Origin of the sequence: Amycolatopsis nivea (assembly GCF_004522235.1) — a bacterium.
GTDB classification, from domain to species: domain Bacteria; phylum Actinomycetota; class Actinomycetes; order Mycobacteriales; family Pseudonocardiaceae; genus Amycolatopsis; species Amycolatopsis nivea.
Map to the genome: position 1 here is coordinate 185,227 of NZ_SDLT01000014.1, position 18,606 is coordinate 203,832.

At 69.5% G+C, this 18,606-nt stretch carries 18 protein-coding genes; 6 read left to right on the forward strand and 12 right to left on the reverse strand.

Annotation, left to right across the window (positions count from 1 at the left end):
* Positions 1-65: 65 nt before the first annotated feature.
* Both EIZ44_RS18970 and EIZ44_RS18975 read right to left on the reverse strand, forming a co-directional pair.
* Complete coding sequence (locus tag EIZ44_RS18970; protein ID WP_043840094.1) at positions 66-572, reverse strand: type 1 glutamine amidotransferase domain-containing protein; 507 nt, start codon at positions 570-572, stop codon at positions 66-68.
* A 49-nt stretch (positions 573-621) separates the two neighbouring features.
* The gene (locus EIZ44_RS18975) at positions 622-1,083 is read right to left on the reverse strand and encodes an SRPBCC family protein (protein ID WP_134730148.1); all 462 of its coding nucleotides are present in this window, start codon (positions 1,081-1,083) and stop codon (positions 622-624) included.
* A gap of 114 nt (positions 1,084-1,197) precedes the next feature.
* Here EIZ44_RS18975 and EIZ44_RS18980 point away from each other — a divergent pair, with 114 nt between their 5' ends.
* Together EIZ44_RS18980 and EIZ44_RS18985 are read left to right on the forward strand one after the other, a co-directional pair.
* On the forward strand, positions 1,198-2,490 hold the full coding sequence (locus tag EIZ44_RS18980) for an NAD(P)/FAD-dependent oxidoreductase (RefSeq protein ID WP_043840098.1): 1,293 nt from the start codon (positions 1,198-1,200) through the stop codon (positions 2,488-2,490).
* Positions 2,491-2,523: 33 nt separating this feature from the next.
* Positions 2,524-3,615, forward strand: coding sequence for an Rv2629 family ribosome hibernation factor (locus EIZ44_RS18985; RefSeq protein WP_134730150.1), 1,092 nt, complete (start codon positions 2,524-2,526; stop codon positions 3,613-3,615).
* Between the two features lie 52 nt (positions 3,616-3,667).
* On the opposite strand, the gene EIZ44_RS18990 is transcribed toward EIZ44_RS18985, so the two are convergent.
* The gene (locus EIZ44_RS18990; RefSeq protein WP_134730152.1) at positions 3,668-4,630 is read right to left on the reverse strand and encodes a TIGR03557 family F420-dependent LLM class oxidoreductase; all 963 of its coding nucleotides are present in this window, start codon (positions 4,628-4,630) and stop codon (positions 3,668-3,670) included.
* 132 nt (positions 4,631-4,762) lie between these two features.
* A complete protein-coding gene (locus EIZ44_RS18995) occupies positions 4,763-5,134 on the reverse strand; it encodes an STAS domain-containing protein (RefSeq protein ID WP_134662455.1) in 372 nt (123 codons plus the stop codon).
* A 331-nt stretch (positions 5,135-5,465) separates the two neighbouring features.
* Here EIZ44_RS18995 and EIZ44_RS44775 point away from each other — a divergent pair, with 331 nt between their 5' ends.
* Positions 5,466-5,621, forward strand: a complete 156-nt coding sequence (locus EIZ44_RS44775) for a hypothetical protein (protein ID WP_086024889.1) — start codon at positions 5,466-5,468, stop codon at positions 5,619-5,621.
* Positions 5,622-5,677: 56 nt separating this feature from the next.
* On the opposite strand, the gene EIZ44_RS19000 is transcribed toward EIZ44_RS44775, so the two are convergent.
* A complete protein-coding gene (locus EIZ44_RS19000; protein ID WP_167754198.1) occupies positions 5,678-6,694 on the reverse strand; it encodes a Glu/Leu/Phe/Val dehydrogenase dimerization domain-containing protein in 1,017 nt (338 codons plus the stop codon).
* A 60-nt stretch (positions 6,695-6,754) separates the two neighbouring features.
* Here EIZ44_RS19000 and EIZ44_RS19005 point away from each other — a divergent pair, with 60 nt between their 5' ends.
* Complete coding sequence (locus tag EIZ44_RS19005) at positions 6,755-7,237, forward strand: Lrp/AsnC family transcriptional regulator (RefSeq protein ID WP_134662247.1); 483 nt, start codon at positions 6,755-6,757, stop codon at positions 7,235-7,237.
* Positions 7,238-7,268: 31 nt separating this feature from the next.
* Here EIZ44_RS19005 and EIZ44_RS19010 read toward each other — a convergent pair whose 3' ends face one another.
* The 3 genes from EIZ44_RS19010 to EIZ44_RS19020 are packed head-to-tail and all read right to left on the reverse strand — an operon-like array spanning position 7,269 to position 12,838.
* On the reverse strand, positions 7,269-9,098 hold the full coding sequence (locus EIZ44_RS19010) for a beta-galactosidase (RefSeq protein WP_134662456.1): 1,830 nt from the start codon (positions 9,096-9,098) through the stop codon (positions 7,269-7,271).
* A gap of 11 nt (positions 9,099-9,109) precedes the next feature.
* Positions 9,110-10,981 (reverse strand): glycoside hydrolase family 84 protein, encoded by a 1,872-nt coding sequence (locus EIZ44_RS19015; RefSeq protein ID WP_134730154.1) that lies wholly within the window; start codon positions 10,979-10,981, stop codon positions 9,110-9,112.
* A gap of 9 nt (positions 10,982-10,990) precedes the next feature.
* Complete coding sequence (locus EIZ44_RS19020; RefSeq protein ID WP_205671772.1) at positions 10,991-12,838, reverse strand: alpha-L-fucosidase; 1,848 nt, start codon at positions 12,836-12,838, stop codon at positions 10,991-10,993.
* A 330-nt stretch (positions 12,839-13,168) separates the two neighbouring features.
* Here EIZ44_RS19020 and EIZ44_RS19025 point away from each other — a divergent pair, with 330 nt between their 5' ends.
* Positions 13,169-14,512 carry an outer membrane protein assembly factor BamB family protein gene (locus EIZ44_RS19025; protein ID WP_134662249.1) on the forward strand — a complete coding sequence of 448 codons (1,344 nt, stop codon included), beginning with the start codon at positions 13,169-13,171 and terminating at the stop codon, positions 14,510-14,512.
* A 74-nt stretch (positions 14,513-14,586) separates the two neighbouring features.
* Here EIZ44_RS19025 and EIZ44_RS19030 read toward each other — a convergent pair whose 3' ends face one another.
* Positions 14,587-15,585, reverse strand: a complete 999-nt coding sequence (locus EIZ44_RS19030; protein ID WP_134662250.1) for an alpha/beta fold hydrolase — start codon at positions 15,583-15,585, stop codon at positions 14,587-14,589.
* Between the two features lie 190 nt (positions 15,586-15,775).
* On the opposite strand from EIZ44_RS19030, the gene EIZ44_RS19035 reads away from it, so the two are divergent.
* On the forward strand, positions 15,776-16,003 hold the full coding sequence (locus tag EIZ44_RS19035) for a hypothetical protein (RefSeq protein WP_134662251.1): 228 nt from the start codon (positions 15,776-15,778) through the stop codon (positions 16,001-16,003).
* Between the two features lie 84 nt (positions 16,004-16,087).
* Here the strand turns inward: EIZ44_RS19035 and EIZ44_RS19040 are convergent, their stop codons facing one another.
* The 3 genes from EIZ44_RS19040 to EIZ44_RS19050 form a co-directional block, all read right to left on the reverse strand.
* Positions 16,088-16,732, reverse strand: a complete 645-nt coding sequence (locus EIZ44_RS19040) for a GntR family transcriptional regulator (RefSeq protein ID WP_134662252.1) — start codon at positions 16,730-16,732, stop codon at positions 16,088-16,090.
* 46 nt (positions 16,733-16,778) lie between these two features.
* Positions 16,779-17,687 carry an NAD-dependent epimerase/dehydratase family protein gene (locus tag EIZ44_RS19045; RefSeq protein ID WP_134730156.1) on the reverse strand — a complete coding sequence of 303 codons (909 nt, stop codon included), beginning with the start codon at positions 17,685-17,687 and terminating at the stop codon, positions 16,779-16,781.
* Between the two features lie 88 nt (positions 17,688-17,775).
* Positions 17,776-18,561: an SDR family NAD(P)-dependent oxidoreductase gene (locus tag EIZ44_RS19050; protein WP_134730158.1), complete on the reverse strand. Its 786-nt coding sequence runs from the start codon at positions 18,559-18,561 to the stop codon at positions 17,776-17,778.
* Between the last annotated feature and the right edge of the window lie 45 nt (positions 18,562-18,606).

The window sequence follows — 18,606 nt, forward strand, 5'->3', positions numbered from 1 at the left end:
GAAGGGCTCCTCGAGGGAATCTGATTCCCTCGAGGAGCCGTTCACGGACCGCTGCTGAGTTCGCCTTACTTCAGCCGTTCCAGCAGCGCGTCGCAGAACGCGGGCAGGTCGTCCGGATTCCGCGACGTGATCACGCCGTCGTCCGTCACGACTTCGCGGTCAACCCACTCCGCACCAGCGTTGCGCAGGTCCGTCTGCAGCGACGGCCACGACGTCACCGTCCGGCCGCGCGCCAATCCGGACTCGGCGAGCAGCCAGGGACCGTGGCACACGGCCGCGACCGGCTTGCCCGCGGCGGCCGTTTCCCGGACCAGCGCGACCATCGGCTCGCTGGTGCGGATCTTGTCCGGCGAGTACCCGCCGGGCACCACGACCGCGTCGAAGTCCGCCGCGGCCACGTCGTCCACGGCCTGGTCGGTCGTGATTTCGGTGCCGTGCAACGCGGTCAGCTTCTTGCCCTTCGCCAGGCCGACCACCACCGGCTCGTGCCCGGCGGAGCGCAACCGCTCGCACGGCACCCGGAATTCGTCGTCCTCGGTCATTTCGTCCACGAGCACTGCCACGCGGGCCATGCTGTTCTCCTTTCGCTACGGATCTTGTGCGGGGTTCGCTACCCCGCGGTCAGCTCGGACGTTCCACGTCGCCGCGCCACGCACCCGTTTCGCGTCCGCGCTGTTCGATGAACTGCTTGAACCGCAGCATGTCGCCCTTCACGCGCCGGTCGAGGATGCCGAGCTTGTCGGCGGCGTTCTCGGCGAGGCCCTCGGGGTCGAGCTCCATCTGCGCGGTGACGCGCGTCTTGGTGTCCCCCAGCCGGTGGAAGGTGATCACCCCGGCGTGGTCCGGCCCGGAGTCCGAGCGCCACGCGACCCGCTCGTCCGGGTGCTGCTCGGTGATCGTCGCGTCGAACTCCCTGCCGACGCCGCCGAAGCGGGTCACCCAGTGCGTGTGCGTGGCGTCGAGCTGGCGGATCTCCTCCACGCCCTCCATGAACTCGGGGAACGATTCGAACTGCGTCCACTGGTTGTACGCGGTCGACACCGGGACGTCCACGTCCACGATTTCGGTGATCGTGCTGCTCATGCGCTCCTCCTGGCCAACGGGTACCGGACCCGGGTGCCCGGGACGCGGCGGGGCGAAACCGGCGCGATTGCGCGGCCGCGCTCCGGGTACCCGTCGAGCGAAAGGAGGCCGCCCATGCGAGTCGTGATCGTCGGCGGCGGGTTCGCCGGGTACCACGCGGCGCACAAACTGCTGCGCACCCTCGGGGACCGCGCCGAGATCGTCGTGCTGAACCCCACCGACTATTTCCTGTACCTGCCGTTGCTGCCGGAGGTGGCCAGCGGGATCGTCGACCCCCGGCACGTCGCGGTGTCCATTCCGGACACTCTGCGCGGCGTGCGGCTGGCGCTGGGCACCGCCGAATCGGTCGACCTCGACGCCCGCACCGTGACCTACACCGACCCCGAGGACCGCGAGCGGAAGCTGGACTACGACCGGCTGATCCTCGCCGCGGGCAGCGTCAACAAGCTGCTGCCGATCCCCGGCGTCGCCGAGTGCGCGCACGGTTTCCGGGGCCTGCCCGAAGCGCTGTACCTGCGCGACCACGTCACCCGGCAGATCGAACTGGCCGCCGCGACCGACGACCAGGCCGAGCGCGACGCCCGGTGCACGTTCGTCGTCGTCGGCGCGGGGTACACCGGCACGGAGGTCGCCGCGCAGGGCCCGGAGTTCACCGCCGCCCTCGCGCGCCGCCACCCCGAACTCGAGGGGCAGCAGATTCGCTGGCTGCTGCTGGACATCGCCGAACGCGTGCTGCCCGAACTGGACCCCCGGCTCGGCGCCACCGCCGACCGGGTGCTGCGCGAGCGCGGCGTCGAGGTCCGGATGAAGACCTCGGTCGACCAGGCGGACGTCGAAGGCGTCACGCTGACCACGGGCGACGCCGTCCCGACGCACACGCTCGTGTGGTGCGTGGGCGTCCGCCCCGATCCGCTGGTCTCCGACCTCGGCCTGGAAACCGTGAAGGGCCGGCTGGTCGTCACCCCGGAGCTGAACGTGCCGGGCCGCGACGACGTGTTCGCCTGCGGCGACGCGGCAGCGGTGCCGGACCTGACCCGCCCCGGCGAAACCACCCCGATGACCGCGCAACACGCGCAGCGGCAAGGAAAACTGGCCGGGAACAACGTCGCCGCGTCGCTCGGCGTCGGCCGCGCGCGCAAATACCGGCACCACGACCTCGGCTTCGCGGTCGACCTCGGGTCCGGCCAGGGCGCGGCCAATCCGCTGCACATCCCGCTGGCGGGCCTTCCCGCCCGGCTGGTGACCCGCGGCTACCACCTGCTGTCGCTGCCGGGAAACCGCCTGCGCACCGCGACCGACTGGGCGCTGGAGAAGGCGGGCCGGCGACAGACTGTCCAGCTGGGACTCGTCCGTTCCGGCGCGGTCCCGCTGGACACCGCCTCGCCCGAGCTGCCGCGGACCCGGTGAGGCTGTCCCGAACCTTGGGAGGAAGAATCCGAAATGGACACACACGAACTGCACGCGCTGCTGACCGACGGACCGTTCGTCTCGGTGCACTTCGACGAATCGCACGACACCGAGGACGCGGCCAAGCAATTGCGGCTGCGGCTCAAGGAGATCGAGGCCGCGCTCGAGGACCAGGGCGCCGACCGGCCGAGCGTCGATGCCGTCCTGCGCGCCGTTGAAGAAAGCTCGCCGCCGGTCGGCCGGGCCGGGCGCACCCTCGTCGCCGCGCACGGCAACGTCCTGCTCGACCGGCGGCTCGCGGCTCCGCCGCCGACGCAGGTGGCGCGTTTCTCCGCGCTGCCGTACTTCCTGCCGACCGTGAGCCATCTGGAAGAAGCGCCCGCGCATCTGGTGGTGCTCGTCGACCGGACCGGCGCGGACATCGAGGTGCACCGGCCGGACGGCAGTGTCGAAACCGAGACCGTGCACGGGCAGGAGCACCCGGTGCACAAGGTTCGCGGCGGCGGTCCGGCGCACCGCGACATCCAGTCGCACGCCGAGCAGACCGCGCACAACAACCTTTCGGAGGTCGCCGATCACCTCGCGAAGACCGCCGAACGCGTGCGGCCGCGAGCGATCGTGCTGGCCGGGGAGGTCCAGGCCCGCACCGAACTCCACGAGCGCCTGCCCGAACCGGCCCGTTCGCTCGCCGCGGAGGTCGACGCGGGCAGCCGAGCCTCTGGTGCCGGGCGGGCCGAACTGGACCGGGCCGTGCACGAAGTGCTTACCGGGCAACGGCTGCGCGAGCTGGACGATCTTGCCGAACGCTTCCGTGCCGACGCCGCTCGCGAATCGGCGCTCGCGGTCACCGGATTGTCCGCCGTCACCGCGGCGCTGGCGGAGGCGAATGTCGAGACGCTGCTGGTCGGCGACTCCGGCGAGACCAGTGTGTACACCGGTTCGGAGCCGACGCAGGTCGGCGTCGCCCCATCCCGTTTGGACGCACTCGGCGTGGCCGACCCAGCCCGTCGACGCGCGGACGAAGCCCTGCCGTACGCAGCGGTGGCCGTCGGCGCGGAGGTCGTGGTGATCGACGAACGGCTCGACCTGACCGACGGATTCGGCGCGCTCCTGCGCCACCCGTGACACGCGGCTGGGCCCGGGCGCCTCGACACCCGGGCCCAGCTTCCTCGATCCGCTACCGCAACGCAGGCAACAACTCCCGCTCAGCGAACTTCATGAACTCCGGCTGATGCTCCGGCCCGCCGATCTGCACCAAAGCCAGATCCGTGAACCCCGCCTGCGCGAACTGCTTCGCCGCGTCCACAATGGGCCCGGCATCCGGGCCGCACGGAATCCCCGCCGCCACGTCGTCCTCACGCACGTACTGGGTCGCCGCGTCGAACGCCTGCGTTCCCGGCAGTTCCGCGTTCACCGGCCAGCCCGAGCCGAACCACCGGAACTGCTCGTGCGCCCGCCGGATCGCCGCCCCGCGGTCGGTGTCCCAGCAGACCGGCAGCTGCCCGATCTTGCGCGTCGGCGGTCCGAGCCGCTCGTGGTCCCATTCCGTGCACAGCTCGGCTTTCGGCTCGACCGCGACCATCGCGTCGGCCACCGGCGCGAACCGCTTCACCGACTTCGGGCCGGAGACCGCGATCGCGATCGGCACCCGTGTCGGCGACAGATCCCACAGCTTCGCCCCGTCGGCCCGGTAATGCTTGCCGGTGTAGGTGAACGTGCCGCCGTCGAACAGGCCGCCGATGATCTGGACGGCCTCAGCGAGCCGGTCGTGCCGGACCGACACCGACGGCCAGCCCCTGCCGACGACGTGCTCGTTCAGGTTCTCCCCCGAGCCGAGCCCGAGGGTGAACCGGCCGTCGGACAGCAGTTGCACCGTCGCGGCTTTCTGCGCGACCACCACCGGGTGGTACCGCATGGTCGGGCAGGTCACGAGCGTCATGAGTTCGAGCTGTTCGGTCGCTTGGGCCACCGCGCCGAGCACGCTCCACGCGTACGGTGCGTGCCCCTGTTCGGCCAGCCACGGCGAATAGTGGTCGCTGCAGGCCGCGAAGTCGAATCCGGCCTGCTCAGCGGCGGTCGCGCAGCCGACCAGCTCGCGCGGCCCGGTCTGTTCAGTCATCAAGGTGTAGCCGATGCGCATGTTCTCCCCCGTTCGACGGGCTTTCTGCTCGCGGCGCCAGCGCTTGCGGCTGCCCCGGAACCTCTCCGCCGCCCGGTTACCCGGTGCGGGGCGAGTTCACCCGTGCTGTCTGTCCGAAGGAGACTTCCCAGGTCAGGACCCGGCCAGCGCCGCGTCGACGGTCGGGTACAGCGGCAGGGTCTGCTCCAGCCCGGTGAGCTGGATGGGCCGCATCGTCGCCCGGCCGGACGCGACGATCCGCAGGCTGGCTCCGGACGCCCGGTGCTGGGTGATGGTCACCAGCGCGGTCAGCCCGGCGGAGGCCAGGAATTCCACCGCGGCGAGGTCCAGCACCAGCACCGGCGGAGCCCCGGCGAGCGCCTCGTCGACCGCGGCGGTCAGCAGCGGCGCGGTGACCATGTCGACCTCGCCGTACACCGCCAGCACCGCGACCGGGGGCCGGTCCTCCCGCTCGACGCGGAATTCGGGCACCGGGTCGGCACTGGGGTCGGTCGGCTCGTCCATCGTCACGGTCCCGTCCTCGGTAGTTCCTGCCGGGCAGGCGGCCCGGCCACCACCCCATGATGCCCGTCCGGGCCCGCCGACGCAGGCGAGCGGGGAATCAGCCGCTTCGTCCGGTTTCCCGGCGGCCCCGGAGCCGGCGCGCTCCCTTACGCCATTTGCCTGAATTCCTGCCGTCGAACCGATCAACGCGGTGACAAATTCACGGTGCGTGTCCGGGAATGCCCGCGGACCGCATTCTCCGCCGAAGTCATGTTTCACTCGAGCGAGTGAGGGTATCCGGGAGTAAGCACGCGACATTCCCCACCGAGAGAAGAAAGACGAGGTTCTCCCCGTGATTGTTCTCGGCGTCATTCTGCTCGTGATCGGGTTCATCACCTCGATCCAGATTTTGTGGAGCATCGGGATCGCCCTCGTAGTGATCGGCGCGATCCTGGCGGTGCTCGGCGGGACCGGACGCCGTATCGGCGGCCGCGCGCATTGGTACTGACCGCACGGAAAAGGAAATGCACGCCAAGGCTCACAGAGCCTTGGCGTGCTCTTCGTTCAGGCGAGCGCCGCCAGTTCCCGGGCAGCCCGCACTGTCGTCCACTCCCGTTCCCGGGCAAGCGCCAGTACTGAATTCGTCGTGTCACCGATAGCGTCGATCTTCGCGTTCACCGCCGCCTCGTCCATTCCGAGTTCTTCGCGGCCGACCGCGTGAATGATCCCGCCCGCACTCGCCACGACATCCGGAATCCACGTGACTCCCCGGTCGCGCAACACCGTCGCTACCTCCTCGGCGGCGATCTGGTTGTTCGCCGGTCCCACGATCAGCGACGCACCGCAAGCGGCGGCCGACTCGACCGTCAGCAAGCCGCCCGTCGCCGCAGGCACGAGCACGTCCAGTGGCTCCCGCACCAGGTCGGCCGTGGTCCAAGCGGCACCGAGCCGCTCCGCGACCGGCCGCAGCCCGTTGTCGACGTCGGTGACCACCACCTTCGCGCCGCGCTCGATCAGCGCTTCGCAGATCAGCCGCCCGACGCTGCCGAACCCGAGCACGCCGATCCGCGACCCGTCGACCGAGCCTGGCGCGACCCCGGCCTCAAGCGCCGCCAGGACTCCCCTCGCCGTCGCCACGCTCGACGTCCCGCTGCCGCCCTGGCTCTCCGGACGGCAGAACGCCCAGCCGTGCGCGAGCCGGTGGATCTCCGCCATGTCCTCGGACGTCGACCCGATGTCCGGCCCGGTGCGGTACCGCCCGCCCAGCGCGGCGATCGCCTCGGTGATGTCGGCGATCAGGTCCGGCCGCCGCGCCGGGTCGATCCCATCCGCGGGCAGCGCCGCCACGGTTTTGCCACCCCCGTAGGGAAGACCGGCCAGTGCGCACTTCGTGGTCATCGCCGCCGAAAGCCGCAGCGCGTCGTCCGCCCCGTCCCGCCACGACGGGTACGCCTTGATCCGGCACCCGCCGATCGCCGGACCGCGCGCCGTCGAATGGATCGCGACGGCGATCGCGACCCCCGACCTAGCCCCGCGGACGACCTGCAGTGCTTCCCCGGCAAAACTCTCTGTTCGGTTCACGGACGCAACACTGCCCCTTCCACCGCCTGGTCGGAGCACCGACGGTGATATGTTCGGCAAATGAGCGAATCTCCGAACCTCGATCGGATCGACAGCCTCATCGTCCGCGAACTCCAGCAGGACGCCCGGATCCCGATGCGCGACCTGGCCGAGCGCGTCGGCGTCGCGGCGTCGACCTGTTCCGACCGGATCGGCAGGCTGCAGGCGCGCCAGGTGCTGACCGGATTCCACGCCGAGGTCGACCTGCCCGCGCTGGGCCGGTCGGTGCAGGCCATGGTGTTCGCCCAGATCCGCCCGCTCAGCCAGCCGATCATCGACCGCTTCCGTCGCGACGCGCTCGCCATGCCCGAGGTGATGGCCGTCTTCGTGCTCGCCGGCGGCGACGATTTCCTGCTGCACGTCGCGGTCCCGGACGTCTCCCGGCTGCACACGTTCCTCGTCGAGGATCTCAGCAGCCGCAAGGAGGTCGTGCAGTTCCGCAGTTCGATCGTGTTCGACCACAGCCGGAAGCGGGCGATCGAGAACCTCGCCGGGGAGCAGTGACCCCTCGGCCATCGGCCGGGACGGCTCGCCCTCAGCCCAGGTCGGCCTCCGGACGGATCTCGATCGCCGTCCCCGCATGATGCATTTCCAGCACCACCAGTTCGTTCTTCCCCTTCCGCCACAACGACTTCGGCGCGTACAGCGTCTTCTGCGGCCCGATCTTCCAGTACCGGCCGAGGTTGAACCCGTTCAGCCACACCACGCCCTTCTCCCAGCCGGGCAGGGCGACGAACCCGTCCGCGGGCTCGGCGACCTCGACGGTCGCGCGGTGGAAGGCCGGGCCGGCGCCCGGCGGAGCGGACGAGAACCGCAGCCGGGACAGGTCGTCCAGGGGCAGCGGACGGATCTCCCAGCCGAACAGCTTCTGCTGGGTGTTCATCGCGACCCAGCCGTCGATGCCCTTCCGATCGGCCAGGTACGGGCCGTAGTTCACCCGGCCCATCGGGTCGACCAGGATGTCCAGGCGCGTCCGCGGTCTCTCCAGCTTCAGCTCCAGCGTCCCGTCCGGATGGTTGCGGTCCAGGATCCCCAGCTGCACCCCGTCGGCGAACACCAGTGCCCGGTCCGCCAGGCCGTGGATGCTCAGCGGGCCGGAATGCGGGCCTTGCACAGTCGTGCGGTAGTGGATCAGGCCGGTCGACTGTCCCAGTCGTTCTATGGAGACCGGCTGGGCCGAGCGGACCACTGTGGACAGTGCGGGCAGCGAGTCCAGAAGGGACACTGAGCCGGACGGAGTGACCGACTGCGCGGGCTGGCGCGGCGAGCGAGCGGGCGGCGGGACCACTGGTTGCTTGGTGTACTTGGTGATCACCGACTGCAACGCGGTGAACTTCGCGCCGACGTCGCCTGCCTCGCCGACCGGGGAATCGTAGTCGTAGCTGGTCACGGTGGGCTGATATTGCAGTCCGGAGGTGTTGGCGCCAGCAGTGAAGCCGTAGTTGGTGCCGCCGCAGGCCATGTACAGGTTTACCGACGCGCCCGTCGCCAGCAGCTGATCGATGTGGGCGGCGGTTTGCTGCGCATCGGTGGTGTGGTGCGCCTCGCCCCAGTGGTCGAACCAGCCGTCCCAGTACTCGGCCATCATGACCGGCGCTCCGGGACGGAAGGCTTTCAGCGCGGCGATGCTCGGCGCTGGGTCGCCGTCGCCGGTGCCGACCTCCAGCGTTCCCGGCAGCTCGCCGAAGCGCATGAAGAATTCGGAAGCACCGTCGGCGACGAACAGGAGACTCGTCATTCCGCGTGCGCGCAGGCTGTCCCGCAGGTGTGCGAGATAGCTCGTGTCGTTGCCGTAGCTGCCGTATTCGTTCTCGATCTGCACGGCCACGACCGGGCCGCCGTGTTGCGCTTCCAGCGGGGCCAGCTGCGGGATCAGCTGGTCGTACCACGCGTCGACGGCCTTGAGGTAAGCCGGATCGGCGCAGCGCAGCTCCATGTCCCGGTCGGCGAGCAGCCAGGCGGGCAGGCCGCCGAATTCCCATTCCGCGCAGATGTACGGGCTCGGGCGGACGATGACTTGGAATCCGAGGTCGCCCGCCAGCCGGATGAATCCCGCGAGATCGCGGTCGCCGCGGAAATTCGCTCGGCCGGGCGCCGGCTGGTGGAAATTCCACGCCACATAGGTTTCGACCGTGTTGAGGCCCAGCGCTTTGAGCCGCGACAACCGGTCGTGCCACTGGTCCGGGCGCAGCCGGAAGTAGTGGATCGCGCCGGAAACGATCTGGAACGGCTTGCCGTCCAGCAAGAACCGGTCGCCGGACACGCTCAGCCCGCGCCGGCCGGCCGCACCCGCCGGTCCGGCGAACACCGTGCTCGCGGCGACCGCGGCCGCGCCGCCGAGGAAGCTCCTCCTGCTCACGTCCATCCCTCCCCCGCTCATCCGGCGGTCACCGCGCGGACCTGGACGAGGAATGCGTCGAGCACGCCGTCGCCCACGAGGGCCTGCCGCACGCCCCACCGGTTGCTCTTGCCGGTCTTCACCGCTTCCGCCCGCTTGACCAGCGCGTCCGCGGCCGCGGTCAGACGCTGGGCCGTGGCGTCGTCACCGCGGGTCGTTGCGGCGAGGGCGTCGAGCCGGGTCACCATCGCGTCGCCCCAGAGCGCGGTCGCGTCCAGCCACGGGCCCGCCTCGCTGACGAACGCGCTCTGCACCTGCCCGCCCCGGATCACGGCGGGAGCGTTGCGGATCTGTTCGGCGTAGGAGCGCAGTTTGCCGAGCGCACGGTGGTCGCCGGCATTCCAGTGCTGCCAGAACTCGGCGACCCGGGCCGCGAGAACCGGCGCTTGCGGCTGCCACGGCGTCGGCCCGAAGACGGGTGCCAGGTGTTCGAGGTCCGCGAACACTTTCAGCGCGGCGGTCGCGCGCTGGTCGCCGCCCGCGAGCCGGGCCAGCGCCTGCGGCCACGAGCGCTCCGGCGAGTAGCCCGCGTCGTTCCAGGAGAAGTCGGCGACCCCGAACTCGGCGACCTCGCTGGCCGCCTCCTGGTTCATCGGATTCGAGACGATCCCGTTGAGATATTTCGACAGCCCCGCTTCGCGATGCGCGTACGGCGCGAGCAGCAACCGTCCGGCGGACTGCTCGTAATCGTTGACCGGGTAGTTATCCCAGAGGAACACCTTTCGACCGTACACAGTGGACACCTGCTGTGCTTCGTCGTTCGTGACGCTCGGCGGCACCACCGCGGTACCGGTCCACTGCACGACTACGGACGGGTCGAGGTTCTCCCGTAGTTGCGTCTTGTACGGCGAGTCCTTGAGGTCGCTGTACTCCGTCGGCACCGTCTGCAATGGACGGACGCCGTCGTGCGTCTTCACGAAGTTCTTGGTGATCTCGTTGAGCAACGAAACCTGCGCCTTGCCCGCGGCGGCCTGACCGGGCGCGCCGAACGCCGCCTGGTCGCCGGCGCAATTCCACTTGGTGTACGAGATGTCGTCGAACGGCAGGGAGAACGAGCGCACGCCGAGGTCGTACACCGCCTGGAATTTCGCTTTCACCGCGGCGACGTCCTGCGGCGACGAGAAGCAGATCGAGACCCCGGGCGACAACGCGTAGGTGAAGTCGACGTGGTTCGCGTTCGCCGTGCGGACAAGCTGACCGAGCGCGGCCAGCTCCTGCTGCGGATACGGATCCCGCCACTGTGCCCGCAGATACGCGTCGTCCTTTGCACTGTAGATGTAGGTATTCGCCTTGGTTTCGCCGAGGAACTTGATCTGCCGCACCCGGTCGTCGTTCGTCCACGGCGGACCGTAGAAGCCTTCGATCGACCCGCGCAGCGCCATGTTCGGCCAGTCTCGTACCGCGACACCGCTCAATGCCCAGCTGTGTCCACTTCGGACGAACAGCTGCCGCAACGTCTGCACGCCGTAGTATTGCCCGGCAGCATCCCTGCCCTTGATCGTCACGCCGTCGCGGCGCACAGCAAGCGAATAGCCCTCCGCCTGCGTTGGCGCGTCTCCGCTATTGCTGAGCCGGATGACGAACCCGCGCTGCGATCCCGTGTTGAACTTCTTGACTCCGTGCTGTTTCAACAGGTCGAGCAAGAGATCTTTGGCCGGGCCGTCAGTCGTGCTGTCGGTGACCAGTCCCACCGAGGACGGCAGCGATACGTCGCCAGCATCGCGGTCGATCTGTTGCGGCGTCGGGGAAACCACTGGTATCTGACCTGGCTTGGCCGAGGCCGGTTGGACGATGGTCAGGGCACTCGTCGCGACAGCAGCGGCGAGCCAAACTCTGCGGCGTAGAGTCATGACTTCCTCTCAGGCGGCGGGGACAGTGCGGTACAACGCGAAGGTAGCCAGGTAAGGCGTCGCCCGCGACTGCGTGACGACCACGCGCAGGTGACGGGCGGTGACCGGCGACGAGAGGGTGACGAGACGGTTGGCGCCGATCGTGGTGACAGTCGCGACCGTGCGCCAGGAACCGTCCACTTCGGCCTGTACGGTCGCGCCCTCGACGTGCTGACCGTGGGTGATGTCCTCCCCCAGCCGGATCTGGTCGAAGGTGGCCGCCTTCGGCAACACCACGTCCATCGTCCCGGCGAGCGCACCGCGCGGCGGCGACCACGACGTGGTCAGCGAGGAATCCGTGACCGCGTCCAGCCCTCGCGCGCCGGCGGCGAGGTTCACCGACTGTGTCCTGGCGATGGCCTGCCCGAAGGACGCCAACGCGGCGGCATCGGCCGGAGCAACGCGACCGTCCGGGCCAGGCGGAACGTTCAGCAGCAACGAGGCATTGCGTCCCACCGAGGCGCGATAAAGATCGACGAGTTGCGCGGGCGTTTTCGGTTGTTCGTCCGGGTGGTAGAACCAGCCCGGCCGGATTGATACGTCAGCTTCGGCCGGTGCCCATTCCAGGTACCGCACGGACGGGTCGGCGAGCACCTGCCGCGACCCGAGATCGGCGCCCTCCGCGCCGCCGACAAACAACTCCTCGTTGTGCGCGGTGTTCGGATCGCCCGTGGTCGGCAACGCGCTCCACTCGGTCTCCCGAGCTTGGCCCCGCTCGTTGCCGACCCAGCGCACGCCCGCCGGTCCGGCGAACGTGACGGTGTCCGGCGACAGCGCGTGAATCATCCGGAACCAGGCCGTGAAGTCGTAGGTTTCGCTGATTCCGTTGCCGCGCCAGGGATTCGCCCCGTCCAGCCACAGCTCGTCAATGGGCCCGTACTGCGTGAACAGTTCGTAGATCTGGTTCAGGTAATAGGTGTTGTAATCGTCCTCGGTCACGGTGAATTTCGGCAGTTTCCCGGCGGCGAGGGCCGCGGCGCGGTCGTCGTTCGGGACCAGCGACGGAATGGTGCGGACCTTCGCCGCGCTGCCCGTGCCGTACCGCCCTTGACCAGCAGGCGTGTTCGCGCGGTCGTCGTAAGTCGCCTGCTCCTCGATGCTCAACGGCTGCCCCGCGGCGACCTTCGCCTCGACCCGTTTCACCTGGTCCGCGAAGAACTCCTTGGGCAACTCGGCGCCGTCCGCCGGCGACAGGTAAACGCCGACCTTCAGCCCGGCTTTCCGCGCGGAATCGACGTAGTCGCGCAGAATGTCCCCCCGCGGATTGGCGCACCCGGCGGCGCGGACCTGCCAGTACGCGGACGGATCCTGCGCCCGCCCGTTCTGCGCCGCTGCACGGGCCTTCGTCACCGCGTCGTCGGCACATCCGGGCGTGACCCACCACGGACTCGCGACGACGGAGTGATTCGTGTAGCGCGTCGGATAGAGGACGAACCCGTCGTGGTGCTTCGCGGTCAGCATCACCTGCGTCACGCCGGCCGCCTTCATCGACCGCATCCACTGGTCGGTGTCGACCGCGGTAGGCGCGAACGTCGACTCCTTTTCCGCGCCGGAACCCCATTCCCGGTCGGTGAAGGTGTTCATGCCGAAGTGCGTGAACGCGGTGACCGGCCGCTGCTGCCAGGCAATCTGCCCGGAGCGCGGCACGGTCGCGGCGGCCTTGGCGAGAATCCGGTCCATGCCGTCGCACGACTGCACTGCCTGAATCGCGGCCGGCCGGATCGGCCCATGGCAGGCGGCGGTTTCCGCGGCGGCGGGAACGGCGGTGCCCCCAGCCGCCAGTACCGCGGCAAGCGCCAGGCTCGCGGGAATCGACACGGCGGTCCTCCTGTCGGATCCGTGACCGAACGGTGACGGCGGGGAGCGTAAGTCGGGTATCCATCGGATGTCTAGACCTAATCGGCGGAGGAGGTCCCGCTTTCACCCAGCCGCCGAGGCTTGGATCAGCGCTGTTCCAAGCCTTCTGCTCGCGGCTCCTCGGCGGACGTGGCGGAGGCCCAGTGATCTGATGGATCGTGCCGATCGCGCGCACACCGTCGAGATCGCCCGGTGACCGCGTGTTCTGCCGTTCGGAGGTATCGCGACCGGAAGCCCCGCTGGATACTGCGATACGGGGAGTCGCTAGTCAGCGACCAGGAGTGATACCTCATGAACAGGAATTGTCTCCGCACGGTTCTCGCGATCGCAGTCGTCACCCTCGGCGCCGGTCCGCCGGCGCCAGCATCGGCGACCGCAGGCCATGCCCGGCAGCAGCTCGCCGCGGGCGATTGGCCGACCTATCACCACGACAACGCCCGCACCGGCGAAGCCGTGGATCTCGCTCCGTTGGGCACTCTCGGCACGGCCTGGCAGGCCACTTTGGACGGTGCGGTGTACGGACAGCCGCTGGTGGTCGGCGGTCAGATCCTTGCTGCCACGGAGAATGACACCGTTTACGCGCTCGACCCGGCCACCGGCGCGGTCCGCTGGTCGGCGCACATCGGCGAACCGGCGAGAAGAGCCGAGCTGCCGTGCGGGAACATCGACCCGCTCGGCATCACCGGCACCATGGCCTACGACCAGGCCACGTCCCGGGTTTTCGCGCTGGCCGAGCTCACCGGCGGGCAGCACGTGCTGGTCGGGGTGAACGTCACCACCGGCGCGGTGGAGGTGCGCACCGAACTGGAACCGCCTAAGGGCGACCGGCTGGCGCACCAGCAGCGAGCGGCGCTGACCGTGCTCGGCGACCGCGTGTACGTGGCGTACGGCGGGCTGGCCGGCGACTGCGCGAACTACATCGGTTCCGTAGTGTCGGCGACCACCAGCGGGGCTAACCCGATCGGTTACAGCGTGCCGACCACCAGGGAAGCCGGGATCTGGGCGCCAGGCGGCGGCGTGGTCGACGGGCAGCGGCTGCTCTACGCGGTCGGCAACGGCGAATCCACCACGGGCTACGACGACAGCGATTCCGTGCTGGCCTTGTCGCCGACGCTGCAGCGGGTGGACCTGTTCGCCCCGGACACCTGGGCCGACGACAACGCGCAGGACCTCGATCTCGGTTCGTCCAGCCCGACCCTGCTCGGCGATCACGTCATCGCGGTCGGCAAACGCGGCACCGGATACGTGCTGCACCACGACAATCTCGGCGGAATCGGCGGGCAGCAGGCCAAGGCGGAGATCTGCCAGTCCTTCGGCGGCAGCTCGACCAAGGGCGACACCGCGTACCTGCCGTGCAACGACGGCCCCCGCGCGGTCCGCATCGCAGCGGACGGCACCCCCACCGTGGCGTGGCACGCCGAGGGGACCGCGAACGGCTCGCCGACCGTGGGCGGCGGCGCGGTATGGGTGACGGACTGGAACGACGGTGTGCTGTACGCGCTGTCACCGGCTGACGGAACCGTACTGGCTCAGCTGGACGTCGGCGCTCTTCCGCATTTCGCCTCGCCCACTTTGTCCGGCGATCACGCCTACGTGGGCACGATGACCGGTGTGGTGGCGGTGTCCGGTGCCTGACTGAACCGCTCCGGACGAGTTCGCCCCGATCCCCGGACGGCCGTGTCCGGGGATCGGGGCTGGTTCCGCGAGCGTCAGCCGTTCAGGAAGCGCTCCAACTGCCCCGCGACGAACTGCGGATTCTCTTCGACCAGCCAATGCCCGGCATGCGGCACGTCCGCCGCCTGGACGATGTCAGTCAGCCGCGGAGCCACCGTGGCCCGGATCGCGTCGAGCTGGCCCTGAGCCGTCAGCAGCAACGTCGGCACCTTCACCGGCGCTGCCGCCACGGTGTCGCGGACATCCTTGTCCAGCGCCCGATAAAGCTCAAACCCGCCGGACAAAACCGTGGGACGACTGTAGGTCCGGGCATACTCGTTGACCTCCGCCTCACTGAACGGCGACCGCTCCGAATTCCCGCCGAAAGCCGTCCCGCCAAAGGAAACCTGCGGATAGAACAGCGCGAGGTATTCCCGCACATCGTCGCCGACCACCGCTTCGGGAACGCGACGTTGGGAGTGGAAAGCGATGTGCCAGCTCAACGTCCGGTATACGGTGGCATTGATCGCGGGCCCGGGAAGCGGCAAATCGAAATAGCCGAGACGCGCGGTGTCGCCGGGGAATTGGCTCGCGTACTGGAATGCCACCGCAGCGCCGAAATCATGTCCGATGACCGCGGCGTTCCGGATCTTGAGCCGCGAAGCCACCAGGGTATGCACGTAACGCGCCAGTGTGGCTTTGTCGTATCCGCTCGGCGAACCGGTGCTGTCGCCCAAACCGGGAAGGTCGATCGCGTAGACGGTGTGGTGTTTCGCCAACTCGGGCATCACCGGCCACCAGCCGTACCAGGTTTGCGGCCACCCGTGAATCAAGACAACCGGGCTGCCGCTGCCGCCGGTGACGTAGTGCATGCGGACACCGTCGACATCGGCGAATTCGTGCCGGAAGGTGCTTTGAAACGCGGGATCGTTCTGGGTGGCGGCGGCGTAAGGCTCGGCAGGCGGCGCGGAACAGGCCACGCCGCCGGCCGTGAGCAGGAGGGACAGCGCCAGCGCCGCGACGGAGCGGGGCACCAGCCGGGATGCGGTGATCATGCGGTCAGTTTCGCCAGCCCGGACCGGCAATGGCACGGAAACTTGCCGTTCCGGCAAGGGGTTGCGTCCGGTGCCCGTTCGATCAATTCCGTTGTGCCGAACAGGCAAGGACTGCTTCGCCGCGCGCAGCCGAGGGTAGCGATGGTGAAGAGGCGGTCGGCGCGACCGCCGGAACGGGAGGGATTCGCCTATGCGGAAATTCGTGGTCACAGCTGCCGTTTGCCTCGCTACGACCGGCGGTGCGCTGGTGCTGAGCGGCACCGCGTTCGCCAGCCATCTCGAGTACAAAGGGCCGTACGAAACCCCGGACGACTGTGTCCGTGCACTGCGCGCCCTGCCGCCGGACCCCACGGCCGACGGTGCCGTGTGCATTCCCATGAACGGCAAGCATTACGTCGAAATCTCGCATCCGAACTGAGGGGCCGCCGCGCCGATGCCGCGCATCGCCGCACCCGCGCCACTGAGAAACCCCCATCACACCCGGAGGGTTTCCCTTTGCCTGTCAGCCGCGCTCGCGCCCCAGCCCGCGCAAATGCCGTCCGCTCTCCATGTGCTCCATCAGCAACGCTTCCACGGCATCCACGTCCCGCCGCGCGATCGCGTCGTACAGCTCCCGGTGCTCCCCCGCCACCCGCTCCAGATCCTCGTGCTGGCCGAGCAGCCACCGCATGCGGCTGCGCAGCGTCAGTTCCAGCTCGTTGAGCAGCTCGTTCCCCGCCATCGCCGTCACGGCCTCGTGGAAATCCGCCGCCGCGCGGTGAGCGGTTACCGCGTCACCGGCAGCGGCGGCGGCCGTTTCCTCGTCCAACGCAGCCCGCAGCTGGTCCAGCCCGGCGCGGGAATGGCGGGTCGCCGCGAGCTTGAACGTCAGGACTTCCAGCGCCGCGCGCACTTCCTGCAGGTCGGCGATGTCGCTCGCGGTGAACTCGCGCACGACCGCCCACGTCCGGGGACGCGGCGTGACCAGGCCTTCGGCGACCAGCGCCTTCAGCGCGTCCCGCACCGGGACCCGGCTCACCCCGAGATCCGCGGCGAGATCCCGTTCGACGAGCTTGCTGCCCGGTGTGCGCACCCCGTCCAGGATCTCGTCCCGGAGCTGCCGGACGACCCGTTCGGTCTCGGATTCGCCGCCCTGTTCCGCTGCCATCGGGCCATTCTCGCACCACCGCCCGGACCGTCCACTGTGGCCGATGTCAGCGCGGGTTCACCTTCCGCCACGCCGCGTAATCCGCCACCGCCGCCCGCACGTCGAACTCCGGTGCGAAGCCCGTTTCCTCCTTGAGCCGCGAAATATCCAGATACGGTCCGGTCGCCCCGCCAGGCTGCAGCTGATCCGGCACACCCGGCGCGATCTGCGCGAGCGCCTCGGCGAACTCCCGGTTCGTGACTGGCTGCCCGCTCGAAACGTTGTACGTGTCGTGCTTCAACGACGGTGCCGTGGTCAGCAACGCGATCGCGCGTCCGGCGTCCGGTGCGTAGCAGCAGTCGAACCCCTCGTCGGCGACCAGCGGAGGCGGCGTGTCACCGCGGAGCCCGGCATTGAGGTAGGACGGGATCGGGAAGAACGGCGATTCCGGGTCGACCAGCGGACCCCACACCGTTCCGATCCGCAGCACCACCGGTTCGACACCGCTCCCCCGCAGGCTGTGCGTCGTCAGCGGTTCGACGGCTTTCTTGAACGCCACGATCAGATGCGGCAGATCCGCGGTCGGCAGCGGCAGCTCCTCGCGCCAGCTCGGCTCGTCGCGGCCGACGTACACGCCGAGGCTGCTCGCGACCGCGAACCGCCGCACCCGCCACGTCCGGGCCGCGTCGAGGGCGTTGGCCAGGCCGGTCAGGTCCGTCCGGAAGAACGCGACCGGGTCGTCGCCGGGGATGCTGCCCGCCAGGTGGACGATCGCGGTGATGTCGTACCGGTCGCCGAGCGCGAGGAACGCGTCCCGGTCGGTGACGTCGAGCGTTTCCACGGCGACCCGGCCCGCCAGGAACGACGGAACGTCCGTCCGCCGGTGCCCGGTGACCAGGACGTCCTGCCCCAGATCCGCCAGCGCCCGGGCCGTGTGCGCGCCGATCATGCCGAGGCCGCCGGTCACGAGGATCATCGCCGCACCCCGCATCGGGTGGTCGAAAACTTTGTCATGCGGCGACGCTACGACCTGACCCGCGGCTGGTTCTTGAACAAATCGCGCATCAGAAGTGCGTGCCGCCGTCGATGCGGACCTCGGTGCCGGTGACGAACGCGGCGTCCTCGCTGGCGAGCATCGCGACGACCGACGCGACCGTCTCCGGACCGGCGAAGCCCTGGCCCAGCGCGGGAAGCAGCTTGCCGAGCAGGGTGAAGTCGGCGTCCTCGGGGAAGCCGGGGCCGACGCTCTGCTTGCTCTTGCCGCTGCCGTCGGTCATGCCCGAGGAGATCGAACCGGGCTGCACGGCGGTGAACCGGATGCCGTCCTTCGCGTATTCGGACGCCAGCGCGTGCGTCATCGACTGGATGCCGCCCTTGCTCGCCGCGTACGCCGCCATGTACGGGTGCGCGAACATCGCCGACGTCGAGCTGAAGTTCACCACCGCCGGGCCGCTGCCCTCGCGCAGCGCCGGGATCGACTCGCGGATCACCAGGAACGTGCCGACCAGGTTGACGCGCAGCACCTGCTCGAACGCCTCGAGCGGCATCTCGTGGGTGTGCGCCGACCGCAGGATGCCCGCGGCGTTGACGAGCGCGTCCAGCCCGCCGAGCTGCTCGACCGCCTCCGCGACCCCAGCCTTCACCGACGCCTCGTCGGCGACATTCACGACCACGATGCTCAGCCGGTCCGCCGCGTCGCCCGCCTTCTCGACGGTGTCCGCCAGGCCCGCTTCGCTCACGTCCGCGGCGACGACGCGCCCGCCCTCGGCCAGCATCCGCAGCACCGTCGCCTGCCCGATGCCCGAGCCCGCTCCGGTGACCAGCACCCGGCGTCCTTCGTAACGGTTCATGGTCCGCCCTACCTTTCTGTTTGGGTCTGAATCGGCGTTCGTAGG